The 26,126-nt window shown below is 72.4% G+C and carries 19 protein-coding genes; 9 read left to right on the plus strand and 10 right to left on the minus strand.

The genetic code is table 11. The features are described 5' to 3' along the window. The first annotated feature begins 41 nt into the window (after positions 1–41). The 3 genes from OQ02_RS32870 to OQ02_RS44350 are packed head-to-tail and all read left to right on the plus strand — an operon-like array spanning position 42 to position 4,053. On the plus strand, positions 42–833 hold the full coding sequence (locus OQ02_RS32870; protein ID WP_033442546.1) for a hypothetical protein: 792 nt from the start codon (positions 42–44) through the stop codon (positions 831–833). Next, positions 830–2,686 (plus strand): hypothetical protein, encoded by a 1,857-nt coding sequence (locus tag OQ02_RS32875; RefSeq protein WP_033442547.1) that lies wholly within the window; start codon positions 830–832, stop codon positions 2,684–2,686. Before OQ02_RS32870 ends, OQ02_RS32875 begins: the two co-directional genes overlap by 4 nt. Then, positions 2,683–4,053, plus strand: a complete 1,371-nt coding sequence (locus tag OQ02_RS44350; RefSeq protein ID WP_156077464.1) for a hypothetical protein — start codon at positions 2,683–2,685, stop codon at positions 4,051–4,053. Before OQ02_RS32875 ends, OQ02_RS44350 begins: the two co-directional genes overlap by 4 nt. A 996-nt stretch (positions 4,054–5,049) precedes the next feature. Here OQ02_RS44350 and OQ02_RS32890 read toward each other — a convergent pair. Then, positions 5,050–6,090 carry an ADP-ribosylglycohydrolase family protein gene (locus OQ02_RS32890; protein ID WP_033442549.1) on the minus strand — a complete coding sequence of 347 codons (1,041 nt, stop codon included), beginning with the start codon at positions 6,088–6,090 and terminating at the stop codon, positions 5,050–5,052. Positions 6,091–6,265: 175 nt separating this feature from the next. Between OQ02_RS32890 and OQ02_RS32895 the strand changes: the two genes are divergently transcribed. Beyond that, positions 6,266–9,061 (plus strand): AfsR/SARP family transcriptional regulator, encoded by a 2,796-nt coding sequence (locus OQ02_RS32895; RefSeq protein ID WP_033442550.1) that lies wholly within the window; start codon positions 6,266–6,268, stop codon positions 9,059–9,061. Between the two features lie 524 nt (positions 9,062–9,585). Here the strand turns inward: OQ02_RS32895 and OQ02_RS32900 are convergent. The 7 genes from OQ02_RS32900 to OQ02_RS32930 form a co-directional block, all read right to left on the minus strand. Further along, positions 9,586–10,353 (minus strand): SGNH/GDSL hydrolase family protein, encoded by a 768-nt coding sequence (locus tag OQ02_RS32900; protein WP_033442551.1) that lies wholly within the window; start codon positions 10,351–10,353, stop codon positions 9,586–9,588. Between the two features lie 304 nt (positions 10,354–10,657). Then, the gene (locus OQ02_RS32905) at positions 10,658–11,683 is read right to left on the minus strand and encodes an N-acetylglucosamine kinase (RefSeq protein WP_156077465.1); all 1,026 of its coding nucleotides are present in this window, start codon (positions 11,681–11,683) and stop codon (positions 10,658–10,660) included. Further along, positions 11,680–12,966: a 6-phospho-beta-glucosidase gene (locus OQ02_RS32910; protein WP_033442553.1), complete on the minus strand. Its 1,287-nt coding sequence runs from the start codon at positions 12,964–12,966 to the stop codon at positions 11,680–11,682. Before OQ02_RS32910 ends, OQ02_RS32905 begins: the two co-directional genes overlap by 4 nt. Further along, positions 12,963–13,814, minus strand: coding sequence for a carbohydrate ABC transporter permease (locus OQ02_RS32915; RefSeq protein ID WP_033442554.1), 852 nt, complete (start codon positions 13,812–13,814; stop codon positions 12,963–12,965). The genes OQ02_RS32910 and OQ02_RS32915 overlap by 4 nt, the downstream gene beginning before the upstream one ends. Next, complete coding sequence (locus OQ02_RS32920; RefSeq protein WP_033442555.1) at positions 13,811–14,794, minus strand: carbohydrate ABC transporter permease; 984 nt, start codon at positions 14,792–14,794, stop codon at positions 13,811–13,813. Before OQ02_RS32920 ends, OQ02_RS32915 begins: the two co-directional genes overlap by 4 nt. 2 nt (positions 14,795–14,796) lie before the next feature. Next, the gene (locus tag OQ02_RS32925) at positions 14,797–16,122 is read right to left on the minus strand and encodes an ABC transporter substrate-binding protein (protein ID WP_033442556.1); all 1,326 of its coding nucleotides are present in this window, start codon (positions 16,120–16,122) and stop codon (positions 14,797–14,799) included. A 15-nt stretch (positions 16,123–16,137) separates the two neighbouring features. After that, positions 16,138–17,355: an ROK family transcriptional regulator gene (locus OQ02_RS32930; RefSeq protein WP_051773084.1), complete on the minus strand. Its 1,218-nt coding sequence runs from the start codon at positions 17,353–17,355 to the stop codon at positions 16,138–16,140. A gap of 128 nt (positions 17,356–17,483) precedes the next feature. Here OQ02_RS32930 and OQ02_RS32935 point away from each other — a divergent pair, with 128 nt between their 5' ends. After that, positions 17,484–18,119 (plus strand): DUF3159 domain-containing protein, encoded by a 636-nt coding sequence (locus OQ02_RS32935; protein ID WP_033442557.1) that lies wholly within the window; start codon positions 17,484–17,486, stop codon positions 18,117–18,119. 203 nt (positions 18,120–18,322) lie between these two features. Here the strand turns inward: OQ02_RS32935 and OQ02_RS32940 are convergent, their stop codons facing one another. Both OQ02_RS32940 and OQ02_RS40390 read right to left on the minus strand, forming a co-directional pair. Further along, positions 18,323–19,252 carry an N-acetylglucosamine kinase gene (locus tag OQ02_RS32940; protein WP_033442558.1) on the minus strand — a complete coding sequence of 310 codons (930 nt, stop codon included), beginning with the start codon at positions 19,250–19,252 and terminating at the stop codon, positions 18,323–18,325. A gap of 131 nt (positions 19,253–19,383) precedes the next feature. Next, positions 19,384–22,278, minus strand: coding sequence for a S8 family serine peptidase (locus OQ02_RS40390; protein ID WP_051773085.1), 2,895 nt, complete (start codon positions 22,276–22,278; stop codon positions 19,384–19,386). A 3-nt stretch (positions 22,279–22,281) separates the two neighbouring features. On the opposite strand from OQ02_RS40390, the gene OQ02_RS46245 reads away from it, so the two are divergent. The 4 genes from OQ02_RS46245 (at position 22,282) to OQ02_RS32960 (ending at position 26,126) form a co-directional block, all read left to right on the plus strand. Next, a complete protein-coding gene (locus OQ02_RS46245; RefSeq protein ID WP_051773086.1) occupies positions 22,282–22,992 on the plus strand; it encodes a hypothetical protein in 711 nt (236 codons plus the stop codon). Between the two features lie 187 nt (positions 22,993–23,179). Continuing rightward, positions 23,180–24,034: a fumarylacetoacetate hydrolase family protein gene (locus OQ02_RS32950; protein ID WP_033442559.1), complete on the plus strand. Its 855-nt coding sequence runs from the start codon at positions 23,180–23,182 to the stop codon at positions 24,032–24,034. Next, positions 24,034–25,374 (plus strand): enolase C-terminal domain-like protein, encoded by a 1,341-nt coding sequence (locus OQ02_RS32955; protein WP_231500328.1) that lies wholly within the window; start codon positions 24,034–24,036, stop codon positions 25,372–25,374. Before OQ02_RS32950 ends, OQ02_RS32955 begins: the two co-directional genes overlap by 1 nt. Further along, complete coding sequence (locus OQ02_RS32960) at positions 25,371–26,126, plus strand: SDR family NAD(P)-dependent oxidoreductase (RefSeq protein WP_033442561.1); 756 nt, start codon at positions 25,371–25,373, stop codon at positions 26,124–26,126. The genes OQ02_RS32955 and OQ02_RS32960 overlap by 4 nt, the downstream gene beginning before the upstream one ends.

The raw sequence follows: 26,126 nt of genomic DNA on the forward strand, positions 1-26,126 counted from the left end.
CGGGCCCGGAAACCTCCTGAGCGGGCGACGAGGAGGGTTTCGTGGAGAACGACTGGGCCGAGCTGCCGCCGTACCGGGCGCTGCTCGTGGTGGACGTCAAGGACTTCAGCGGCCTGCCGGGGAGGCACCACGCGGAGCTGACCGACGCCATCCCGGGCATCCTGCGCGGCGCGTTCGAGCGGTGCGGCGCGGTGGAGGTGTGGCGGGAGAAGCGGTTCGCGGAGTCCACGGGCGACGGCCACAGCGCGGGTTTCCCGTCGGCCGTGCTGCCGCTGCTGGTGGGACCGTTCCTGCGGTCGTTGCAGGACGAGCTGGACTACCGGGCCAGGGTCGACGCCGGTCCGGCCGGCCTGCGGATGCGGGCCAGCGTGACGGTCGGGCCGGTCACCGACCCCAACCGCGACGGCGTGAGCACCGGCAGCGGCGAGGCGCGGGTCGAGAACCACCGGCTGCTCGACTCCGCGCCGGTGCGGGACCTGCTCACGCGGTCCGGGCCGACCACCAGGGTGGCCGCGATCGTGTCGGCGCGGGCGTTCGAGGACGCCGTGCTCTCCGGGTACGCGACCGACCCGCCGGAGCTGTACGTGCCGGTGCCCGTGCGGGTGAAGAAGTTCGCGGGTGACGCCTACCTGCGGGTGCCGTCGCCCACGGGGGACTTGCTGCGCAACGGTTTCCTGCCCCAACCGGCGCCGTCCGACCAGACAGCGTCCGTCGAAGAGCCTCAGGCTCCGCCGGCGCAGTGGAACAGCGTCGGCACGGTCCAGGGCGACGTGCACCAGAGCCGCGACCACATCCACCACGGCGGCACCTTCCACCTGCGCGGTGGCCGGTGACCGGCTGGAACACCGTCGGGGACGTCGAAGGCGACGTCCACCAGAGCCGCGACCACATCACCTTGGGCGACACCACGAACTACGACATCCGCGCCGACAACGTCGTCAACCACTTCCACGAGGTGCGCCGCAGGCGACGGGAGGCGCGGCTCGTCGCCGACGACCACGTCCGCTGGCTGGCCGAGCGGTTCGTGCCGCCCGGCCGGTTCCCGTGGCACGCCCTGGCGGCACCCGGCACCGTCGTCCTGACCGGCCCGGACGGCGCCGGCCTGCGCACCGCCGCGTTCATGCTGCTCACCGGCAACGGCGAGACCGGCCTCACCGAACTGCGCGAACTGGCCGACCGGACCGAGGACGACGAGCCCGCCCTCGACCCGGCCGAGATCGCCGAGGACGAACGGCTGCTGCTCGACCTGACCGCCACCGAGCCGGACCGGGTCGACCGGATGCGGCCCGAACTGGAGGCGTACCGCGCGGAGGTGGCGACCCGGCGGGCGCGGCTCGTCGTGGTCGTGCGGGAGGACCAGCGGCACCTGCTGGCCGACTCGCTCGCCGACCTGGTCAAGCCGGTGGACCCGCCGCCGGGCGACCTCGTGCTCAAGGCGCACCTGCGGCTCGGCGAGTTCGAGGTGCCCGCCGACGTCCGGGACCACCTGGCCGCCGCGTCACCGCGCGAGGTGGCCGCGCTCGCCCGCTTGGCGTTGGAGGCGCGGACCGCCGACCCCGACGGCACGGTGGCCGAGTGGCTGCGCGCGGCGACGTCGGCCCAGGTCCGCCGGGACGCCGAGGCGGCGGAGCTGTTCCAGAAGCACCAGGAAGGCTCGGCCAGGGCGTTGGCCGTGGTCGCCGCGTTCCTGTCCGGCGCGCCGCTGGAGGCGCTGGTCCAGGGTGAGGCCGCGTTCCGCCGGCTGGTGGAGCTGCCCGGCGACGACACCCACGCGCTCGACGGCGACTACCTCGCCGAGCGGATGACGCGGGTCGGCCTGCGCACCGGCGGCACGCGTTCGGTCGCGTTCACCTCGCTCGGGCTGGACAGCGCCGTCCGCACCCACTTCTGGACGTACTTCCCCGACCTGCGGCAGCGGATGCCCGACTGGGTGCGGGCCGCCGTGGCGCTGCGCGACGTGGACGACCGGACGGCCGCGGACCTCGTGGCGCGGTTCGCCGAACAGGCCCTCGCCACCGGGCGGGTGGACCTCCTGACCGGGTTGGCCCAGCGGTGGGGTTCGGGCGCGCGGCCGGACCTGGCGCTGCGGGTGCTGACCACCGGGCTGGAGCACCCGCGGTGGTCGTGGGCGTTCCGCAAGCACGTCTACCACCGGTCGCGTGCCGTCGACCTGTCGCCCGGGTACGCCCAGGTGCTGATCACCGCGTGCGCGGTGGGGATCGCGCCGAGCTGGCCCACGCAGGCCCTCGTGCGGCTGCACAACCTGACTCGCCACCACGACGACGAGGTGCGCGTCGAGGCGCGTCAGGCGTTGCTGGACCTGGTGCACCGGCGGAAGTTCCAGCGCCGCCTGCTGCACCGGCTGACCGAACGCGGCCTGCGCCCGGAGGACCACGCCATCCTGTACGACCTGGACGTGCCGCCGTACCTGGCGCAAGGCCACCTCACCCGCCGGACCCTGATCACCGCCTGGGAGCAGGTGCTGGCCGCCGGCGCGGACGTCCCGCCGCACGCCTTGCACCGCTGGCTCGTCCAGGACCCCGGACTGCTGGTGGCGGCGTGCGCCGGCCGTCCACGCCTGCTCGACCACCTCTACCTGGCCGCACGTGCGTCGGGGGACGCCGCCCGGCTCCGGCCGCTGATCGACTCGGCGCTGGGCCTGATCCACCTGGAGGACCACCGATGACTGATGACATGACCGAAACCGTCGTGGCGGGCACGGCGTCGCTGGTGCTGCCGATCGCGATCGGCGCCGCGTCCGGCTGGCCGCCGTGGGTGATCGTGATCGTCGCCGCAGGGCTGCTCGCCATCACGGCGGTGGCCGTCCAGCAGCGCCGGCAGCGCCGCAAGCAGTGGGAGCTGAGGGCCGAGCAGTTGCGCTACGAGTCGCGGCACGCCGTGCAGCAGCCGCCGCCGGTGCCCGTGATCCCGCCGGGGCACCAGCTGACCCCGGTGAGCCTGCCGAGCGCGATGGAGGACTACCGGTTCACGTTCGCGTGCACCGTGCACTGGCAGCCCGGTTCAGGCGCCGCCGAGCACGCGGTGCCGGCAGCCGTTGCCGCGGACGCCGTGGTGCGGCGGGCGTCGCGGATCACCGCCGGCCGTCACCCCGAGGACGACGGAACGGTGCACGCACTGGCCGCCGCGTTGGGGCAGCGGGAGACCGACCCGGGGCAGCGCTTGGCTGCGTGGGCGACCGACGTGCGGCTGGAGCTGAACCCGGAGGACCGCGACCGCCTGCGGCGGGTGGCCGACATGCGCAAGCAGCAGCACGTGTGGGAGCAGGAGGTCGCCGCGGAACGCGCCGTCCGGACGTACCTGCGGCAGGACGTGCTGACCAGCACCGGCAGCACGGTGGTGTGGTGGCTGGCGCGCAACACCGGTCAGGTCCGCGAGGCGGTCGATTTGGTCGGCACCCTGTCCAAGCTCTCCGCCGCCGCTTGCGACCGGGAGGTGGACGACGTGTTCCGCCACCTCGCCAACGGCGCCCCCGCGCCGTTCACGGTCAACGGCCACAGCACCAGCCACAGCACCAGCCACAGCACCAGCCACAGCACCAGCCACAGCACCAGCCACACCGCTGACACCGGGCAACCGGACGACGTGCTCCTGGACCCGGAAGGCCACCCGGTGTTCGGCCACCAACTGGCGAACCTCCTGGACCTCCACGAACACCCGGACCGCGCGCAACGCGCCCGTGAGCGCTACGGCGTAGCCGACTGGGACACCACCGACCGGGACCCCGACAACCGGGACCCCGACAACCGGGACCCCGACAACCGGGACCCCGACAACTGGGACGCCGACAACTGGGACGCCGCCGACCACACCACCCCAACCGACCCCGACCCGCTCGACTCCGACCCACCGGCCTCCTGGCCACCCGACCCCGGCCCACTCGCCTCCGGCCCGGCCGCCTCAGGCCCGGCCGATCTCTGGCCGCCCAACCTCAGCCCGCCCAACCCCAGCCCGCCCAACTCAGTCCCGCCCAACTCAGTCCCGCCCAACTCAGGCCCGCCGGACCCCAACAACCCACCCCACGACGCCGGCTGAGCGGTCCGCTGAGCTCGTGGGCTGGTGAACACAGGCGGCGGCCCGGTCCACTCGCTGAGCGCCACCAAGGTCCTGAAACGCATGGCACGCACCACTTCCCGGAACCTCGGACCCGGCACGTCGGGGAGGAGCGGGACGGCTTCAGGGAGCCGACCCAGGTTGGCCAGGACCGCGCCGCGGTGGGCGAGGAGTTCGGCCTCGTCGATCCACCAAGCCCACGAAGGAGCAGAGGGGTCTTCTTCGAGGGCGGCGCGGGACTGGTCCAACGCGCGCAGCGCGGGCGTCGCCAAGCGCATCCGCGAGTGGGCACGGGCCTGGCGGAGCGCGAACAAGGCCCGAACCCGAGGCGAGGTCGTAGTGGCCGCACCGACGTCGGCCAGGTCGAGAGCTTCGGCGAACCGCCCGACGTGGGCGCGCTGCATCGACATGGTCGACAGGGTCAGCGTCTCGAGCTCCCGGTTGCCCGCCGCCCGCGCCAGCCCCAGCGCCGCGACGTTGTGCCGGTGGGCCTCGACCTGGCGTTCCTCCTCGAACAGGATCCAGCCCGTCACCCCCACGAGTTCGGCCAGCGCGTCGACCGCGTCCCTACCCGCTGGCGCCCGACGAACAGCCAGCACGGCCAGATCGCCGACATCACGCGCGCCGGGCTCGCCGTCGAGGGCGATCAACAGCCGCGTCACCGCCCGGATGCCCGCCGGCACCGGCCCCACCTCCCCGAAACGGAACGATCCCCGCACCTCACTGCGCCGAACAGGTGGGTCACCTGTGACCACTCACACGCGCTCTGCTACGGTTCCGCCCACGGGTTTCCCGCTCCACGGCAGGTCAGCCTGGTTCCGCGCTCGGGGCGTGTCCCATCGCAGACCACGTGGAGAGCCGGCCTCGGTCGCACGCATTCGGGAACGTGCGTGCCGAGGCCGGCTTCCCCCGTTCTCAAGCCCCTCAAGCCCGTCACGAGCGCCGAGCCCACGAGCATCGGGTCCACGAGCGCCGGGCTCACGCGTACCGGGCGAAGTCGAACTCCTGCCCCGTCACCGAACGCCCCAAATCCGCGCCCAGCTGGGTGAGCAGGTCCACCAGCTCCAGCCCGGCCAGCCAGTCCCGGGGCAACGCCGCGGTGCCGTGCAGGGCGCCCAGCACGTTCCCGGTCAACGCCGCCGTCGCGTCACTGCCGCCCGAGTGGTTCGCCGCCGCCCGCAGCGCGTCCACGAACTGCGCCCGCTTCGGGTACACCAGCACCGTGTGCACGGCGATCGCCAGCGCCTCCGGCCCGGTCCACCCGCTGCCCAGCCGGTCCACCCGCACCGAGTCGAACCCCAGCGCCTTGTGCTCGTCGGCGAACACCACGGCCCGGTTCAGCGTGTTCGCCGTGTACGGGTCGTCCCGCAGGACCCGCCCGATGACCTGGTCGACGGCCTCGCGCATCGGCCGCCCGCGCACCGCCAGCAGGTGGATGAGCAGCGCGAACGCCCCACCGGACACCCAGCCGCCCGTGCCGCCGTGGGTGAGCGCCGCGAACCGGCAGCCCAGGTCGTAAGCGATCTCGGCGCTCGGCGCGAACCCGGCCGGCGCGGTCCGCGTCACGCCGTTGCAGCCGGACGACTCGTTGTGCGGCTCCTCCGGCGTGGGCGGCGTTTCCGCGGCCAACGCCCGCAGGCAGGTCAACCCGGGGGACCGGCTCGAATACAGCCGCTCGTCACCCACCAGGCCCACCGCGCCGGGCTCGGGCGCGGCCACCTGCTGGGTGACCAGCCACCGCCGGTAGCTCTGCCAGACGACGTCGACCGGGTCCCACTGGCCGGTGGTCTGACCGCGCACCCACGCCCGCAGGTAGCCGTCCGCCGTGAACAGCGTGAGCTGCGTGTCGTCGGTGACCAGGGCGGGGCGCGGCGGCTCCAGGACGCCTTCCGGCCCGTGGTCGCGCTGGATGTCGGCCCACCCCAGGTACTGGATGGGCGCGCCGAGGGCGTCACCGAGGGCGCCGCCCAACAGGCAGGCCGCGCCACGGTCGACCACGTTCATCGGCTCGCGCGGCACTGGTCCTCCTGCACTCGCCCAGGGACTGTCCCGGGGCCAAAACCCTAGCCGTCCCCGGCCCGTCCGGTCCGGGAGGCACGACTAGTTGACCAAGCAATATCTACTGACAGGTATCCAACGGGGTTCCCGGCGCACCTGATCCAGTGACCGAGCCGCGCACGAGCTGGGGAGGGGCATGGCTGACCGGAGCAGGAGCGGGCTGGAGTTCGGCGTGCTCGGACCGTTGCAGGTGCTCGCCGACGGGCGGCAGCTCGTCATCGGCCGCAAGGGGATGCGCGGACTGCTCGCGATGCTGGTGCTGGACGCCAACCGGGTGGTCCCGATCGACGAGATCGTGGACAGCCTGTGGGCCGACGAGCCGCCGGCCACGGCCAGGACGATCGTGCACGGCTACGTGTCCCGCCTGCGCCGGATGCTGGACGAGGCCGACCCGGCGGCTTCGGCGCGAATCCTCACCACGCCGCCCGGCTACCAGCTGTCGGTCGACCCGTGGCGGCTCGACTTCCACCGGGCCCGTCAGCTCGTGTCGAGCGCGAGGGGCAAGCCGGCGCCGATCCGGGCGCAGCTGCTGCGCGAATCGCTCGGCCTGTGGCGGGGCCAGGTGCTGGTGGACGTGCCCGGCGACCCCGTCACCACCGACCTGGAGGAACTGCGACTCGCGGCGGTCGAGGAGCGCATCGAGGCCGAGCTGGAACTGGGCCGGCACCTGGAGCTGGTCGGCGAGCTGCGCCAGCTGGTGACCGAGTACCCGTTCCGCGAACGCCTCGTCGGCCACATGATGCGCGCCCTCTACCGGTCCGGTCAGCGCGCCGACGCCCTGGAGGCCTACCAGCGCTTCCACCGCCGCGTCGTGGACGAGCTGGGCATCGACCCCGGCCCCGGCCTGCGCGTGCTGCACGAGCAGGTGCTGCGCGACGACCCGGCGCTCAGCTCACCCGGCCTGGCCGAGGCGGCCCCGGTGCCGCCGCGCCCCGGCGTCGTCGTGCCCGCCCAGCTGCCCGCCGCCGCCAGCGGCTTCATCGGCCGTGACGAGGAACTGGCCTGGCTGGACCGGCTGTGCGACGTGCGCGACCTGACCGCCACCACGATCGCGGTGGTCAACGGGGCGCCGGGGATCGGCAAGAGCGAGCTGGCCGTCACGTGGGGGCACCGGCGGGCCGAGCAGTTCCCGGACGGCCTGCTGTTCGCCTCCCTGAACGGCTTCGCGCCCGACCGCGAACCGCTGGAACCCGCCGAGGTGCTGGCCCGGTTCCTGCTGGCGCTGGGCGTGCCCGCGGACGGCCTGCCCCACGGCCTGGACGACCGCGTCGGCCTGTACCGGTCGGTCCTGGCCAAGCGCAGGGTGCTGGTGGTGCTCGACGACGCCTGGGACCCCGAGCACATCCGGCTGCTGCTGCCTCCCGGCGCGGGTTCGGTGGTCCTGGTGACCAGCCGCCGCCGCCTGGAGTCGCTGGTGGTCAGCAACAGCGCCCGGATGCTGACCCTGGACACCCTCTCCGAGGAGGAGTCCGTCCGCCTGGTGGACGAGGTCGTCGGCAAGCCGCTGTCCGAGCAGGAGCCCGTGGCGGTCCGGATGCTGGTGGAACTCTGCGGCAACCTGCCCCTGGCGCTGCGCATCGCCGCCGCCAAGCTCGTCTTCAGTCCGGAGTGGACGGTGGAGGACCTGGTCGCGCAGCTGTCCGACGACGACGCCCGACTCCGCACCCTTGACCTGGCGGACAGCGGCGTCGGGGTGGGCCGTGCGCTGGCCGTGTCCTACCGCAACCTCCCGCCGGAGCTGGCGGAGACGTTTCGCGCCGCCGGTCTGGTCCCCGGCCGGTGGGTGAGCCCGCACGCGATAGCCGCGGTGTGCGACATCGACCTCGGGACCGCGGTGGCCCGGCTGGCCGACCTGGCGGACGCCCACCTCGTGGTCGAGCAGTGGCGCGGCGGCTTCGTCCTGCACGACCTCGTGCGCCTGTACGCGAGGGAAGTGGTCGAAGACCGCGAGCACGGTGCCCTGCGTCGCCTGATCGCCCACTACCTGGCCGCCTGCGACCACGCCAGACGCCTCATCCGGCCGGTCTCCGACGGACTGGACTTCACCGACTCCACCACCGCGCCCAGACCCGCCACGTCGGCGCAGGCGTTGTCCTGGTTCGACAAGGAGTGGCCGAACCTCATCGCCCTGGTGCACGCCGGCGCGGAAGCCGGTCTGCACGACCAGGTGTGGCAGCTGGTGCGGCTGGTGCACACGTACTGCGTGGCCAGGCTCGTCTGCCGGGAGTGGCGCGGCATAGCCGAGTTCGGCCTGGCGTCCGCCCGGATCACCGGAAACCGCCTCGGCGAGCTGCTGGTGCTGCACGCGATGCACGACATCAACAATCGCGCGGGCGCCCTGCACGGCACCCTCGACCACGCGGAAGCGGCGCACCGGATAGCCGTGGAACTGGGCGACCCGCGCTACCTCGTCATGACGCTGGACCAGCTGGCCATCGCCCTGCTGGCCGACGGGCGTGCCGAGGAAGCACTGGTGCACCACAGGGAAGCCGTCGAACTGGCCCGACGGGACGGTGACGCCCTCCACGAGGCCACGGTGCTCAACAACCTGGCCCAGGTGGAGCAACGGCTCGGGCTGCGCGAAGCGGCGGCCCGCCACCAGTTCCTCGCGGTGGAGATCTACCACCGCAACGGTGACGAGCGCGCGTACGTGGTGGCGGTGAACAACCTGGCGGAGCTGTACGCCGAGCTGGGGCTGTTACCCGAGGCGGAAGAACACGCGCGGCAAGGGGTGGAGCTGGCGCGTGGCGGGTCCATGCAGTTCGAGGAGGCGTTCGGGCGGGAGGTGCTCGGCACCGTGCTGGCCAAACGCGGCGAACGCGTTGCGGCGCAAGCGGAGCTGGCGGAATCGCTTCGGCTGTTCGAACGCCTCGGCTCCACCAGGTCGATGTTCGTCCGAACGGCGCTTGAAGCCTTGACCTCCGAGGTTTAGCCGCTGTTTAGCACCGCGGCGCGAAGTCATGGGATTTTGGACTTGCGCTGATCGGCAGCATCGGTCAGCGCTGGGTGGCACTTGGCAGGGGGAGCCAGGGGGGAAAGCCACCCGAACCGCTGGGCCGGCGTTCGGGGGAGAGCGCCGGCCCAGTGCGTGAATCGGCGGGACAGCGAGCCGTCACATCCACCCGCCCCACGCCCAGCCCTCGCTCACGACCCGCCCGGCTTACGGCCACCCGCCTCACACCCAGCCCTCGCTCACGGCCGTCTCCGCTCACGCGCCCGCCCAGCTCACGACCCGCCAGCACACGACTCGCCAGCACACGACTCGCCCGGCTCACGGCCGCCCAGCTCACGGCTTGCCCAGCTCACGGCCCGCCCAAGCTCACGGCTTGCCCAGCTCACGACCCGCCAGCACACGGCTCGCCAAGCTCACGACCCCCAAGCACACGGCTCGCCCAGCTCACGGCCGGCCGGTTCACGCCCCGCCCAACTCACAGCCCAGCTCGCCCGGCTTGCGGGTCACTCGGCGCACACCGGCAGCAGCTCGGGCCGCTTGGGCACCACCCCGTCACCCATGGACTCGCCGCGCAACTGCCGGGCGACCCACGGCATCACGTGCTCCCGCGCCCACTTCAGGTCGTGCCGCCGCTGCGTCATCCAGTCCTCGTCCACCAGCGGTGGCCAGGGCGCGCTCCACTCCTCGTCCGACTGGAACCCCAACACCTCCGCCGCCCGCAACGCCACCCGCCGATGTCCCTCGGGCGACAGGTGCAGCCGGTCCGCGCTCCACGCGCGCCGGTCGTGCAGCACGGTCATCGACCACAGGTCGACCACCTTGCAGTGGTAGCGCTCGGCCACCGACCACAGGTGGCTGTTGTAGATCGCGATCTTCCCGCGCAGCGACCGCAGGAACGGCGTGTGCTTCGGGTCGAACCCGGTGAAGATCAGCACCTCCGCGCCCGCCGCCCGCAGGTCGGCCACCGCGATCTCGTACACCTCGGCCAACGCGTCCGCGTCGCTGCCCGGCACCAGGATGTCGTTGCCGCCGCCACACAGCGTGACCAGCCGTGGCTTCAGCGACACCGCCAGCGGGATCTGCTCGTCCACGATCTCCTGGAGCATCTTGCCCCGGATCGCCAGGTTCGCGTAGCGGAAACCCTGCCGTCGGGTCGAGATCATCGCGGCCAGCCGGTCGGCCCACCCCAGGTAGGTGCCGTTCGGCGCCGGGTCGTCCATGCCCTCGGTGAAGCTGTCCCCCAACGCCACGAAGCTGTCCAGACCGTTCACAGACCCTCCCCTCCGCGCGCGGCACCCCCATGACCGCGCACGACAGCATGCAACGCGATGCCGGCCCTGCGCCACCGGCGGTTGGCAAGGCTGTTACCAAGGTGTCACTCCAAGGCCTGGACACGCATCGGATTAACGCGCTGCGCGGAATCCGGTGCGGCAGGGATCACGTCGCGCACAGGTGGTTGCGGCACCGCGGAGCACCGGAAAAGGGCCGGTGCGCGGGAGGGGCCGCCGCCATGGTTCACCTCCCGCGCACCGGTGTCTCAGGACAGCCGCCCGACCACCGGACGGCCGACCGCGCTCAGCCGGCCGCAGCCGTCACCGGCATCCCGTAAGCCGCCCGCAGGCGGGCCTCCGCCCCCGCCGAAGCCCCCACCGCGTCCAGGCCCGCCAACGCCGCGCCCACCACCGGCGGCACGTCCACCACCCGCACCCGGAGCCGGGGCGCGAACTCCCGCAACGCCGAGGCCACCGCGTCCGAGACGACCCCGCCGGTCCCGGTGACCACCCCGCCGCCGAGCACCACGTCCACCGCCTCCCCGAGCAGCCCCAAGCGCGACAACGACACCCGCGCGAGCAGCACGACCTCCTCCACGAGCCGGTCCACCACCGCCCGCGCCACCGCGTCACCCGCCGAGGCCACCTCGAACAGCACGCGGCACAGCGCATGCGGGTCGAAGGCGACCTCCCCGAAGTGCAGCCGCTCCACCACGTCCGCCAACGTCCCCACCCGGTGCGCCCCCGACGTCCCCGTCAACGCCGCGTAGTGCGCGACCACCGCGTCCGACAGGGCCGTCGGCTCACCCCGCCCGTCCGCGGCCCGCACCGCCAGCCACAACGCCTCCGACCCGAGGTGCTCGCCCCCGCCCCAGTCACCCGACACCCGCCCCACCGCCGGGAACCGGTGCGTCCGCCCGTCCGGCGCCACCCCCACGCAGTTGATGCCCGCACCGCACACCACCGCCACGCCGACACCGTCGGCCGTCCCCGCGCGCAGCAGGGCGAACGTGTCGTTCCCGACGACGGTCGTCCCCGACCACCCGCGCGCCGAGATGGCGTCCCGCAGCGCCTCTTCCTCCCGGGGGAAGTCGGCTCCCGCCAGGTAAGCGGCCGTGTGCACGGCGATCTGCTCGTCGGCGGGGAGCCCCGCCTGGCGCGCGGCCTCCCGCGCCATCCCCTCGAACACCTCGACGCTGCGCCGCAGCCCCACACCCTGGGGAGACGCCCCCGGGCCGAGCACCCGGGCGAGCACCCGCCCCTCCACGTCGACCAGGGCCATGGCCGTCTTGCTGTTCCCGCCGTCGATGGCGAGCACCCGGTTCGTCACGCCCGTCCCCTCGCCCACGGCAGGAAGTCCGCGTTGCGCGACACGAGCTCGTCGGCCAGCCGCTCGGCCGTCGCGAACTGCCCGATCAGCGGGTGCGCGAGCAGCGCGTCCGCCACCCGGTCACGCCCGCCGAGCACCGCCGCGTCCAACGCCAGGTGCTCGTAGCCCGTCACGTGCGAGATCAACCCGGAGATCGACGGCGGCACCGGGGCCACCGCGACCGGCGACGCGCCCCGGTCGGTCACCACGGCGGGCACCTCGACCACCGCGTCGTCGGGCAGGAACGGCAGCGTGCCGTCGTTCCGGACGTTCACCACGTGCTGCTCAAGACCCCCGCCCCCGCCCCCGTCCCCGCCCCCGGTCAACGAGTGCACCAGCTGCACCGCCGCCTCGGAGTAGTAGGCCCCGCCCCGCTGGTTCAACTGCGCCGGCTTCGTCACCACGGACTCGTCGCCGTAGACATCGAGCAGTTCCTTCTCCACCCCCGCCACCACCTCGGCGCGCGGCGGCTCGGTCCGCTGCTTCCGCACCACCTCGTCGTGGTCGTAGAAGTACTTCAGGTAGTACGAGGGCACCATGCCGAGCCGCCGCATCAACGACGTGGGCAGCCCGATGTGCTTGCCCAGCGCGTCACCGTGCGGTCCCAGCAGCTCGGGCAGCCGGTCGACGCCGTCCACGAGCACCTCGGTCTCCCAGGTCAGGTGGTTCAGCCCCACGTGCCCGAGCCGAACGTCCTGCGGCGACACCCCCAGCACCTCGGCCGTCCAGCGCCGGAACCCGATCGCCACGTTGCACAGCCCCACCGCCCGGTGCCCGGCCTGCGACAACGCCCGCGTGACGATCCCGACCGGGTTGGTGAAGTTCACGATCCACGCGTCACCGGCCACCGCGCGCACCCGTTCGGCGATGTCCAGCACCACCGGCACGGTGCGCAGCGCCTTGGCCAGCCCTCCCGCCCCGGTCGTCTCCTGCCCGACGCAGTCGCACACCAGCGGAAACGTCTCGTCCGACGCCCGAGCGGCCTGCCCGCCTACCCTGAGCTGCAACAACACCGCCGACGCCCCGTCGGCTCCCCGTTCCAGGTCCGACGTGGTGGTGACCCGCGCCGGGTGCCCGGCGTGCGCCAGCAGCCGCCGCGAGAACGCGCCCACCACCTCCAGCCGGGACGCGTCCGGGTCGACCAGCACGATCTCGTCCACCGCGAGGGTCGTCCGCCGCCAGGCGATCCCGTCGATCAACTCCGGCGTGTAGGTCGACCCGCCGCCGACAACGGTCAGCTTCACCCTTTGACCCCCGTGAACGTGATGCCCCGGACGAACGAGCGCTGCGCGAACGCGAACAGCACCACCGCCGGGAGCATGATCAGCAACGTGACCGCCATGGCCAGGTTCCACTGCACGTGGTGCATGCCCTTGAACGACGCCAGCGCCAGCGACAACGTCCACTGGTCCGGCTTCTCGCTCGTGTACAGCAGCGGGCCGAAGTAGTCGTTCCACGTGTAGAGGAAGCAGAACAACGCGGTCGCCGCGATGCCCGGCCGCGCCATCGGCACCACGATCCGCGCCAGCGCCTGGAACTCCGTGCACCCGTCCACCCGTGCCGCGTCCACGTAGGACTGCGGGATCGTCAGGATGAACTGGCGCAGCAGGAAGATGCTGAACGCGTCGAACAGGAAGTACGGCACGATCAACGGCCACAGCGTCCCGGTGAGCCCCAGGCCGGACCACGTGTCGTACAGCGGCACGGCGACCACCTGCGGCGGCAGCATCATCGCGCCCACCACCAGCATGAACACCGCGTTCCGCCCGCGCCACCGCAACTTGGCCAACGCGTACGCCGCCGGGATCGACGACACCAGCATCCCCGCCGTGGCGAGCCCCGAGTACAGCAGGCTGTTGCCCAGGTACGTCAGCAGCGGGGCCTGCTCGAACACCTCCAGGAAGTTGCCCCAGTGCCACTCGCGGGGCCACAAATCCTCGGTGAACGCCTGGCTGTCCGACATCACCGCCGTCAGGAAGACGAACACGATCGGCAACGCGAACATCAGCCCCAGCGCCAGCCCGAGGCTGTGCACCGCGACCCAGTCGAGCACCCGCCGCCGGTCCCGCGGACGACGTGCCACGGTGGTCATCCGCCCTCCTCCTGGTGCGACGCCCGACGCATCCGCCACACCAACAACGCCGTCGCCGCGAACGAGATGACGAACAGGACGGTCGCCATCGCCGCCGCGTAGCCCATGTCGAAGTAGCGGAACCCCTGCGTGTAGAGCCACACCGGGAACGTCAACGTCGAGTTCTCCGGGAACCCGAGGACCTTCGTCGACCCGGTCACGTCGGCCGACCCGCTGGCCGCCGACCCCGCCACCACGGCCTGCGTGAACAGCTGCAACGCCAGGATGATCGAGTTCACCACCCCGAACGCCAGCACCGGCGAGATGGTCGGCAGCGTGACGTGCCACCACCGCCGGACCGGCCCCGCGCCGTCCAACGACGCCGCCTCGTACTGCTCCTGCGGCACGTCCAGGACCGCCGCCAGGATGATGATCATCAAGTCGCCGGACACCCACAGCATCACCGCCGCGATCCCCGGCTTCGCCCACACCGGATCGGCGAACCACAGCGGCCCCTCGATCCCGAACCACCCGAGGAGCGAATCCAACGGCCCCTCGTTCGGCCGCATCACCAGGAAGAACACCAACGTCGCCGCCACGGGCGGGGCCAACGACGGCAGGTAGCAGAGGGTCCGGACCAGGCCGACGCCCGACTTCAACCGGGCGATCACCGACGCCACGCCCAACGCGAACACCACGCGTGCGACGGTCAGCACCACCACGAACCACAGCGTGTTGTAGACGGCGACGCGGAACAGCTTGTCGGAGAACATGTAGGCGTAGTTCTCCCAGCCGACCCACTCCGGCGGGTTGATCAGGTCGTACTTCGTGAACGAGAACCAGACCGTCGCCACCAGCGGGTACCCGAAGAACAGCGCGAACCCGAGGATCGCCGGCGCCAGGAACGCCAACACGGTCAGGCGGTGACGGGCGCGCGAGCGGGACCGCCCCCCGGCGGGGGCGGACCGCACCGCGTCCACGCGCTCCAGCGTGGCCACCACCGCTACTTGCCGCTCTTCGCGACCTGGTCGTCGATCTGCCGGTCGACTTCCGCCAGCCCCGCCATCAGGTCGGGCACCTTGCCCGCCTGCCACGACGTGGCGAAGTCCCCGATGGCCTTGATGTGCGCGTCGCCGATCGGCGTCACCGGGTTGCCCTGGAGCTTCCCGGACACCGCCAGGTCGATGAACGTCCTGAAGTTCTCGTCCACCTCGAGCCGCGGGTCGGCCAGCGCGGCCTTCGTGCTGGGGATGTTCTTGATCCCGTTGGCCAGGTCCACGATCGTCCCGGTGTCGAACGACAGGTGCTTGATCAGCTCCCACGCCGCGCCGGGGTTCTTCGCGCCCTTCGGGATGCCCATGATCGTGCCGGTGGTGAAGCCGATGCCGTACAGGTCCGGCCTGATCGTCGGGAACGGCGCGGTGCCGAACCGGACGTCCGGCGCCTGGTCCCGCAGGAACGCCGTCCGGTACTCGCCGTCGATCATCATGGCGATCTTCTTCTGGTGGAACGCGTGGTCGGTCGAGTACTCCTGGCCGAGCCCGGCGCGGAACCGCTCCAGGTTCTCGTGGCCGTAGAAGTCCACGAGTTCCTTCTGGAACTCCAGCATCGCCGCCCACTCCGGTGACGCGAGCCCCGACCTGCCGTCCGGCGTCTCCCACTTCGCGCCGAAGTTCGGCGCCCAGATCGGCGGCCGGTTCGCGTAGAACAGCATGGTCGGCAGGAAACCCGCGACCTCGATCGTCCCGTCCGCCGCCTTCTTCGTGGTGCGCTTGGCGAAGTCGAGCAGTTCGGCCGTCGTCCTCGGCGGCGCGGTGAGGCCCGCCTCGGCGAGCATGTCCTTGTTGTAGTACAGCCCGTACACGTCGCTGAGCAGCGGCATCGCGCACCGGTTGCCCTTGTACTCGGTGTAGGAGCGCACCGCGTCCGGGATCTGGCCGAGGTCGACGCCGTCCCGGTCGACGTAGGGCTTGAGCTGCTGGAACGAGCCGCTGGAGCAGAACTGGCCGATGTTGTCGGTGGTGAACGACATGGCCACGTCCGGCGGGTTGCCGCCGCGGATGCCCGCGGTGATCTTGTCGTCGTCCTGGCTGCCCTCGTGCCGGATGTCCGCGTTGGGGAACTTCTCCTTGAAGCTCTCCAACGCCTTGGTCACCTCGTCCTGCTCGCGGCCCGAGTAGTTGCTCCAGACGGTCAGGGTGAACGCGTCGCCCTGACCGGGAGCCGCGGCCGGCCCGGCCTGCCCGGTGCCGCCCGAGCCCGCCGCGCAGGCGGTGAGGGGCATCGCCGCGGCCACGAACAGCAACGCCGCGCGGTGGAGCCTGCGCATGTGCCCTCCTTCATCTCAACGTGCGGACGGAGACGTCGGCCCCTGGTGGGGGCCGCGGAAGGGTTCGGTCGTGGCGGCGGGCAGGCCGAACACCTGTTCCCTGACGACGGACAGCGCGGAGTGCAGCGCGCCGGAGCGCACCGGGTTCCCGGTCACCAGGGCAAGTCGGACGGGGGTGCGCGGCACCACCAGGTGGCGCAGCTCGGCGGCGACGAGGTCGGCGAGCGTCGTGCCGCCCGCCTGCGCGATGTCACCGGACAGCAGCACCAACCCGGGGTCGAGCACGCTGATCACGTTCGCGGCGCACGTGGCGATGCGGCGGGCGAGGTCCACCAGGAACTCGCGGCCCGCCGGTCCTTCGCTCAACGCCTTCTCCACCGCGGCCTGGCCGGTGCGCGCGGACACGCCGTGCATGCGGGCCAGGCGGGCGATGCCGGGGCTGTCCATCAGGTCGCCGTAACGGCTGCCCGTGCGTTGGACGCCCGTGTCGGCGTGCGCGTGGTCGGGGACCTGCATGGCGTCGATCTCGCCCGCGCCGCCCGTGGCGCCCCTGATGAGGACGCCGTTGACGACGACGGCCGCACCGACCGCGTCGGCGGGCCACAGCAGGACGAAGTCCTTCACCCCCTGCGCCCGGCCGGTGATCATCTCTTCGAGGGCGACGAGGTTGACGTCGTTCTCGACCGTGACGGAGGTGGAGAGGAGCGCTTCCAGCTCCTCGGGGATGTTCTTGTTCTCCCAGCCCGGCATGTGCGGGGCGTAGTTCAGCAGCCCGGTCGCCGGGTCCACCGCGCCCGGACTGCCCACCACCACGTGGCTGAGGGCGTCGGTGGTGAGGCCGACCTGGGCGGCGGCCTTCGTGACCGCGTTGTGGAACGCTTCCAGCACACCGGTCTTCGGCATGGGGGCGCGGTGCTCGGTGAGCATCGCGCCGGAGATGTCCGCGATCGCGATGTCGATCGAGTCCGGGGCGAGGTCGACCGCGGCGACGTGGGCCAACGCCCCGTTGACGGTCCACAGCTGCGCCCTCGGGCCCCGGCCACCGCCGCGCAGACCTGTGCGCAGGACCGTGCCCTCTTCTTCCAGGCGGGTGAGGAGCTGGGCGGTCGCCGGCTTCGAGAGGCCGATGATCCCCTCCAGTTCCGCCCTGGTCAGCGGGCCGTTGCGGAGCAGCGCCTCGATGGCGGCGCGGTCGTTGATCTCGCGCAGCAGCCTCGGGCTCCCGGCTCGCATGGGCACTCCTGTCTGTTAACTTTCCAGACTATTTCCCTCGGGGACGTTAGTGACGGGGCTCACCGGGCGTCAATGGCCCGAGACGGGTCCGTTATCTGGGTTAGGCAGGCCTAAGGCACCCTTGGGGTATGACCGACACGCGTCAGGAGTCGCTGGCCGCACTGCTGGGCGGGCGGGGCGGTGCGTTGGACGCTTCACTCCCGCCGTTGGCCTTCGTGCTGGGGTGGCTGCTCGGCGGACGTTCGGTCGAGGTCGGTGCCCTTGCGGCCGTCGCGTGCGGTGTAGTGGTCGGCGCCGTCCGCGTCGCGCGAGGCGGCCGTCCCCGCGCGCTGCTCCTGTCGGTCGCGCTGGTGGTCGTGGCCGCGTACGTGGCGCTCCGGACGGGCCGCGCCGAGGACTTCTTCCTCGTCCAGATCTTCCTCAACGCCGCGTCGGCCCTGGTCTGGGCAGCGTCCATCGTCGTCCGCTGGCCGCTGCTCGGCGTCGTGGTCGGCCTCGTCACCGGCCAGCGCTTCCGCTGGCGCCGTGACCCCGACCTTCTCCGCGCGTACCGGTTCGCGTCGTGGCCGTGGGTGGCCCAGTACGTCCTGCGCGTCCTCGTCTTCGGCGCCCTCTGGCTGGCCGGCGAGGTCGTCCTGCTGGGCATCATGCGCGCCGCCCTGACGTGGCCGCTCCAGGTCGCGTGCATCGCCGTCAGCTGGTGGGTCCTCCGCCGAACCCTCCCCACCGACCACCCCGGCCTCCGCCACCCCCAACCCCAGTGAGTCCTACGTTCCCGACGCGTGAGTCCTACGTTCGGAACCCGTGAGTCCTACGTTCGGAACCCCCGAATTCAACGCTCAGAACGCCCGCGCGTCCCGGCCCGTGTTCTGAGCGTTGAACTCGGGGGTCCTGAACGTAGGACTCACGCGTTCTGAAGGTACGACTCACGCGACGTGAACGTAGGACTCACGCGCGCGGGGGTGGGTCAGGCGGGGCGGGGGGCGGTTTCGCCCAGGACCTTGACGGCGGCGAGCCAGGCGGCGCCGGCGGCGCCTTCGGTGGCCACGTGCACCGGTGCCGTGGTGCGGGTCGCCAGTTCACGCTTGAGGCGCGCGCCCAGCGGTTGCGCGTGGATCAGGCTGCCGACCAGGACGATCGGGGTCCGGTCGTGCCCGGGTCGGGCGGCCTCGGCCAGGTCGGCGAGAGCGGTCACGGCGTCGCCGATGATCCGGTCCGCGGACGGCGCGGTGGAGTGCGCCGTGACGAGGGGCGCGTACGTCGCCAGGTGGATGGGCGGGGTGGCGTTCACCGCGGTGATCAGTCGACGCCACTGCTCCCGGCGCGGCAGGGCGGGAACGGCCGCGTGGTCGAGCACGGCGGTGTGCAGCGCGTCCACAGCGTCCTGCTCCAGAGCGACGAGAGTCGCCCGGACGGCCTCACGCCCCAGCCAGAACGCCGACCCCTCGTCACCGAGCAGCCAGCCGTGACCCCCGACGGTGGACACCAGTTCGTGGCGCTCGATCCGGGCCGCGATCGATCCCGTCCCGGCGATCAGCACCGTGCCGTCCGGTGACGCCGTGCCGGTCGCGAACGCCGCCTCGCAGTCCGTGATCACCCGCATCGGGCACCGCAGCCCGGCACCGGCCCACGCCGCCTCGAACAGCGCCGCCACCGCGGGGTCGGTCAGCTTGCTCGAACCGGCCATGCCGAGCACGCCCGCCTCGACCTTCGCCGGGTTCAACCCGTCCAACGCGGCCGTCAACGCCTGACGGATGTGCGCGGCGGCCCGCTCCGGCGGGTGGGAGTTCGGGTTCGCGCCACCCGCGACCCCGGCGCCCAAGCGGGTGCCGTCGAGGTCGAGCACCAACGTCCGGGTGCTCGTGCCGCCCGCGTCCAGACCGACCACCAAGCCCATTCGCCAGAGTATGCCCAGCACCGGGCAGGTCCGGCACACCCAACCGGGTAGTGCCGGACCTGGCTCTCCGTGATCAACGGCCACCGACGGCCACCGACGATCGGGGACGGTCGCGGTCGGCGATCCGATGGTCAGCGCGGCGCGAGGACCTGCGCGCGGTCGCCGGACGCGTTGTGGTGGTGCAGCAGGAGCAGGCTGTCGGCCTTGTCGGCGGCCAACGACTCCGCGTTGCGCAGCACCTCCAACGCGGCCTCCGACTGCACCACGAACGTCACCCCACCGGCCAGCCCGAGACCGGGCCGCAGCGGGTCGAACGACATCGGCGTCACGATCCGGTCCACCAACCCGTCCGGGTTCCCCGGCGCCGGGTACTGCCCCGTCATCCCCACCGTGTAGGTGAAGCGTGCGCTCGCAGCCGCCGGATCGATGCCCAACGCCGTCAACGTCACCGGCAGCACCACCACGTCGCTGTCCATCACGTTCGTGTCCACGTCGCCGTACTGCCCGTTCAGCGGCTGCTCGTCCACCACCACGTCGTCCGCCACCCGCACGGTCCGCGCCAGCCACACGTCCGCCGTCACCTTGCCGTTCGCATCGGTCGGCTTCACCGCGCGCACGACGTAGTCGCGCACCCCGTCCCCGTTGGTGTCGATGCTGATCTCGGGACTGTTGACCTCGCCGAGCGTCACCCAGTCGTGCCAGGTCGTGATGCCGAACGAGACCATCCCACCGGACGCCGCCGCACCCACGTACCGCAGGTCGCCGCCCCTCGCCGAGCGGTTCATCGCGCAATCGACCTGCACGCCCTCCGCGCAGAGCGGCAACTCCGGGCTGGTGCCCTGCAACTCGAACGCGCTCAACAACGACCGGTACGCCTGGTCGCCCTCGCCCTGCGCCAGCACCCGACCGCGCACCACCACAGCGCCGTCACCCCGGTCGACCGCCTCGACGTCCCCGACCGGCTTGGGCGCCGCGTACACCGGCACCCGCAGCGTGACGTCGCCCGACTGCACGAGCAGCCGCCCGGACGCCTCCGCCAGGAACTGCCTGGCCACGTCAGCCTGCTGCTTCACCACGGTCGGGTCGGCCACCTTGCGCAGCTCGTCCGGCGTGATCGAGAGCGTCACCCGCACCGTCTTCGACCCGCCCGCCGGCACCACGACCTGCGGCGGCCACACCTCGAACCGCGCGCCGGGCACGGTCGTCGCGTCCTGGTGCGTCAGCGACGCCGTGCGCACCCGGGACGACTTGTTCACGATCTTCACCGTCTTCGCCACGGACATCGGCTTGGCGGCCTCGACCGGCCCGAAGCTCACGCCCACCGTCCCCGGATCGTCCTGCACCATGGCCAGCAGGTCGGTGCCCACGGCGTCGAGCGCGTCCACCCGGCCCGCACCGACCCGCATCGGGGCCTCGGGCTTGCCGGTGGTGTGGTCGTCGCCGTCGGTCACCGCGCCGCCCGCGGTGTTCATGATCGCCGCCTTGACCTCCTCCACCGTCCACTCCGGACGCACCTGGCGGACCAGCGCGGCGATGCCCGCCACGTGCGGGGCGGCCATCGACGTGCCACCCATGGTGACCGCCTCGGCACCCCCGCCTGCCTCCGCGGACAGGATCGTGTCACCGGGCGCGGCGACGTCCGGCTTGCCCGCCGACGCACCACGCGAGCCGCGGGAAGACGACGGCGTCAACGTGTCCGCGAGGGTCGGCGTGGTCGTCGGCACGGCGTTGCGCAACGAGCCGAACATCCTCAGCTGGAACGTGCCGCCGGCCAACGCGGGCCGCAGGGCCGCGGTCGCGGCGGCGGTGAACTGGAACGCCGGGATGTTCTTGTTGCCCGCGATGGCCGCCTTGAACGTGTTGCTCGTGGCGGTCAGCAGCACGCCTTCCGCGCCCGCCGCCTCGGCGTTGTCGGTCCGCGCGCCCGAGCCGCACTCGCGGGTCGCGTCGTCCTCGTCCCACTCCAGCCAGACGAACTTGCCGTTCAGGTCCTCGGTGATGGGCGCGCAGCCGTCGGCGTTCGCCGGTTCGGACACCGGGACCACGGGCAGCGTCAGGTCGAGGGACGCGTAGCCGGTGTAGTACTTGCTGTACTGCCCGGAGTGCTGCACGCCGGCCACTTCGACGCCGTCCAGCAGCGAGAACGCGTCGCGCGTGTTCGCCACCGCCAGCGCCTCGGGCGTGTTCGCCGGGGAGCCGCCGACGTCGTAGAGGTCGCCGCCGTTGCCCGCCGCCGCGACGACCAGCACGCCGTGCTCGACGACCTTGCGCACGAACAGGCTGTCGGGGTCGTCCTGACCGCCGAAGTCGCTGCCCAGGGACATGTTCACCACGTCGAGCCGGTCGGTGAAGTCCCCGTCGCCGTTCGGGTCGAGGGACCAGTCGAGGGCGGGGCCGACGAGGTCGGTCGACCCCGTGCAGCCGAACACCTTCAACGCGTACAGCGACGCCTTCGGCGCCGTGCCGGGGCCGATCCTCATGCCCGCGACCGCTTCGGGCGTCAACGACTTGTGGTCACCGGTGAACGTGGTGCCGTCCGCGTTCTCGCCGAACCCGGCGGCCGAGCCGGCGACGTGGGTGCCGTGGCCGTGGCAGTCGAGGGGGTTCGTGTCAGGCGCGGGGACGGCTCGTTCGGGCACGTCGCCGTCGTAGGTGTCGCCCGCGAAGTCGTGTCCTCCGACGACTTTCGCCGTCGGGGTCCACGGCGCGGTGCGGTCGACGGCGTCGTAGGCGGCGGTGGTGCCGGGACCGCCGAAGTCGGCGTGCGTGTAGTCGACGCCGGTGTCGATGATGCCGATGCGCACGCCGTCGCCGTACCGGCCGGTGTTCCGCCACACTTGGGCCGCCCTGGTCAGCTCCACCGAACCCGCGTTCCGCACGCGTTTCGGCACGGTCCGCCGCAGCGCCTTGACCTCGGGCATCGCGGCCAGCTCGCGCAGCTTCGCGGCGTCCGCGGTGACGACCACGCCGGGCACCGCGTTGCGGGTCACGGCGATCTCGCGAGCCCCGGAGTCCTTGTCCCGCAACGCTTGCAGGAACCGATCGGCCCGTTCTTCGGCCCGCTGCCGGGCGGCTCGGGCGGCAGCCGCCGGATCTGCGGCACCACGTGCCTTCTCGTCGCCGTACGCCTTGGCGGCCGGGGTGCCGGTCAACTCGACGAACACGGTGACCGGCCCGTCGACCCCGGCGAGCGCACCGGCCCGACCGGGCTGACCTGCCCGACCTGCCTGGCCGGGCTGACCGGCCCGACCTGGCTCACCGGCTCGACCGGCCTGACCAGGCTGACCTGCCTGACCGGGCTGACCGGCCTCACCGGGCTGACCGGCCTGATCAGGCTGACCTGCCTGACCGGGCTCACCGACCTGACCGGGCTGACCGGGCTGACCTGGCACGCCGGACACGCTCTGCAGGGGTCCCCGCCGGGGGGTCCCCTGTTCTTGATCCTGCCGGCCCGCACCGACGTTTTCGTGCCCTTCGCCCAGCCCTGTGGACAACTCCGGGTCTGTGGACAACTCCAGACCTGCGGGCGGCTCCAGACCGGCGGCCGGCTCGAGATCTGCGCCCGGTTCCAGGTTCGCGGGTGGTTCCAGATCGGCGGGTGGCTCGGGCTCCGCGGGCGATTTCCGGCCGTCGGTCTGCTCGCCCCGCCCGAAGCCCGCGTGCTCCGCCCGGTCCGGTGGCAGGGGTTCGGCGACGGGGCGGGTGGTGTCGGTGGCTGTCGGGACAACGGTGGGCGGTGACCCGATGGCTAGCGTGACGAGCAGCGCGGCGATCGCTGCGGCGGACGTCCACGCCGCACGGTGGAGTTTCATCGCGACCTTTCGTGACCGGGATTCATCGGACCAATAAACGGACTACCTCTAGACGGAGCGGGCCAACGACCGCTATACATCCGATCTGTCGACCGGTTGTGGAGGAGGATCTGCCGTGCAGTTGATGCGCCTGGGACCGTCGGGAGCCGAGCGCCCCGCCGTCCGTGCCGACGACGGCCTCACGTACGACCTGACGCCGCTGACCGACGACGTGACCGGCGCGTTCCTCGCCGCCGACGGCATCGCCCGCACCCGGGCCGCGCTCGCCGCGGGAGAACTCCACCCGATCGTGGTCGACGGAAGTCGCATCGGACCGCCGGTGGCGGGCGTCGGCAAGATCGTCTGCATCGGTCTCAACTACCGCGACCACGCCGAGGAGACCGGCGCGCCGGCCCCGTCCGAGCCGGTGGTGTTCCTCAAGACCCCGGACACGATCGTCGGTCCGGACGACGAGGTGCTGGTGCCGCGCCGCTCGGTGAAGACCGACTGGGAGGTCGAGCTCGCCGTCGTGATCGGCCGCACCGCCCGGTACCTCGAGTCCGCCGACGACGCTCTGACCTGCGTCGCCGGGTACGCGCTGTCCCACGACGTCAGCGAGCGCGAGTTCCAGCTCGAGCGCGGCGGGCAGTGGGACAAGGGCAAGAACTGCGAGACGTTCAACCCGCTCGGCCCCTTCCTCCTGCCCGCGGACGAGGTGGCCGACCCGCAGGCGCTCGGCATGCGGCTGTGGGTCAACGGCGTGCCGCGGCAGGACTCGTCCACCAAGAACATGATCTTTCCGGTGGCTGAGCTGGTCCGCTACCTGAGCTGGTTCCTCGTCCTCCGACCGGGCGACATCATCAACACCGGCACCCCCGCCGGCGTCGCCCTCGGCCAACCCGAGCCGAAGCCGTACCTGCGCGCGGGTGACGTGGTGGAGCTGGAGATCGACGGGCTGGGCCGGCAGCGGCAGACGTTCGGGCAGGCGTGATGCCCCCAGCCCAAATGACCCCACCCCCGACGGCGGGCGCCCGGATCGTCGCGCTGGACGTGCTGGACATCCGGTTCCCGACGTCGCGCGAGCTGGACGGCTCGGACGCGATGAACCCCGACCCCGACTACTCCGCCGCCTACGTCGTCCTGCGCACGTCCGATGGCCCGGACGGCCACGGCTTGGCGTTCACCATCGGCCGCGGCAACGACGTGCAGGCCGCCGCCATCCGGTCGCTGGCACACCACGTCGTCGACCGACCCGTCCCGGACACCGCCGCCGACCTCGCCGCGCTCTACTTCGACCTGGTCGGCGACTCGCAGCTGCGCTGGCTCGGCCCGGAGAAGGGCGTCGCCCACATGGCGCTCGGCGCGGTCGTCAACGCCGCCTGGGACCTGGCGTCACGGCGCGCCGGCCTGCCGCTGTGGCGGTTCCTCGCCGCGATGACCCCGGAGGAGATCGTCGGCCTGGTCGACTTCCGGTACCTGTCCGACGCCCTCACCCCCGACGAGGCGCTCGACCTCCTGCGCCGCGCCGAACCGGGGCGGGCGGAACGCGCGGCGGCGCTGGTCAGCGACGGCTACCCGGCCTACACGACGTCACCGGGCTGGCTCGGGTACAGCGACGACAAGCTGGCGGGCCTGGCGCGGCAGGCGCTGGCCGACGGCTTCGACATGATCAAGCTGAAGGTCGGCGGCAGCCTGGACGACGACGTGCGCCGGTTGAAGCTGGCCCGTGAGGTCGTCGGCCCCGACGTGCGCATCGCCGTGGACGCCAACCAGCGGTGGGACGTCGGCACGGCCGTCGCGTGGATGCGCGAACTGGCACCGTTCGACCCGTACTGGATCGAGGAGCCCACGTCGCCGGACGACGTGCTGGCTCACGGCGCGATCGCCCGCGCCCTGCGGCCGATCAAGGTCGCCACCGGCGAGCACGTGCAGAACCGGGTGGTGTTCAAGCAGCTGCTCCAGGCGCAGGCGGTCGACGTCGTGCAGCTCGACGCGTGCCGGGTCGGCGGCGTCAACGAGAACGTGGCGATCCTGCTGCTGGCGGCCAAGTTCGGCGTGCCGGTGTGCCCGCACGCGGGCGGCGTCGGCCTGTGCGAGCTGGTGCGGCACCTGGCGATGGTCGACTTCGTCGCCGTGTCCGGCTCGCTCGACGGACGCGTCGTCGAGTGGGTCGACCACCTGCACGAGCACTTCACCGACCCGGCCGTCGTGCGCGACGGCCGTTACGCGGCGCCCTCCGAGCCCGGTTTCTCGGCCCGGCTGCGCGACGAGACCCTGACCGACTACCGGTACCCGGACGGTCCGGTGTGGACTGGAGTGGAGGAGCGGTGAGCGAGTTCGCAGGACTGGTCGCGGTGGTCACCGGAGGCGCGTCGGGCATCGGCCTGGCCACCGCCCGGCTGTTGGCCGCGCGGGGCGCGACGGCGGTCGCACTGGACCTCGACCCCCGGGTCGACCCCCCGGTGCACGGCATCAAGGCGGACGTCACGGACGACGCGTCGGTGCGCGCCGCCATCGCCGAGGTGGTCGAGCGGTTCGGCCGGCTCGACGTGGTGGTGAACAACGCGGGTGTCGGCGCGCAGGGCGACGTGACCGCCAACCCGGACGACGAGTGGCACCGGGTGCTGGACGTGAACGTGGTCGGCATGGCGCGCGTCGCCCGTGCCGCCCTGCCGCACCTGCGGAAGTCCCCGTCGGCGGCGATCGTGAACACCGGGTCCATCGCCGCCTGGGCCGGCCTGCCGCAGCGCGCGTTGTACTCGGCGAGCAAGGGCGCGGTGCACGCGTTGACGCTCGCGATGGCCGCCGACTACGTGCGCGAGGGCATCCGCGTGAACGCCGTGGCGCCCGGCACCGCCGACACCCCCTGGGTGGGCCGCCTGCTCGACTCCGCACCCGACCCGGCCGCCGAACGGGCCGCGTTGGAGGCCAGGCAGCCGCACGGACGACTGGTGTCGGCGGACGAGGTCGCGGGCGCCATCGCCTACCTGGCCGGTCCGCTGTCCGGTTCCACCGCCGGCACCGTCCTCGCGGTGGACGGCGGCATGCACGGGCTGCGGCTGCGCGCCCCCGGCAACCGGTAG

The sequence above is a fragment of the Saccharothrix sp. NRRL B-16314 genome (assembly GCF_000716595.1).
Taxonomy (GTDB): Bacteria; Actinomycetota; Actinomycetes; order Mycobacteriales; family Pseudonocardiaceae; genus Actinosynnema.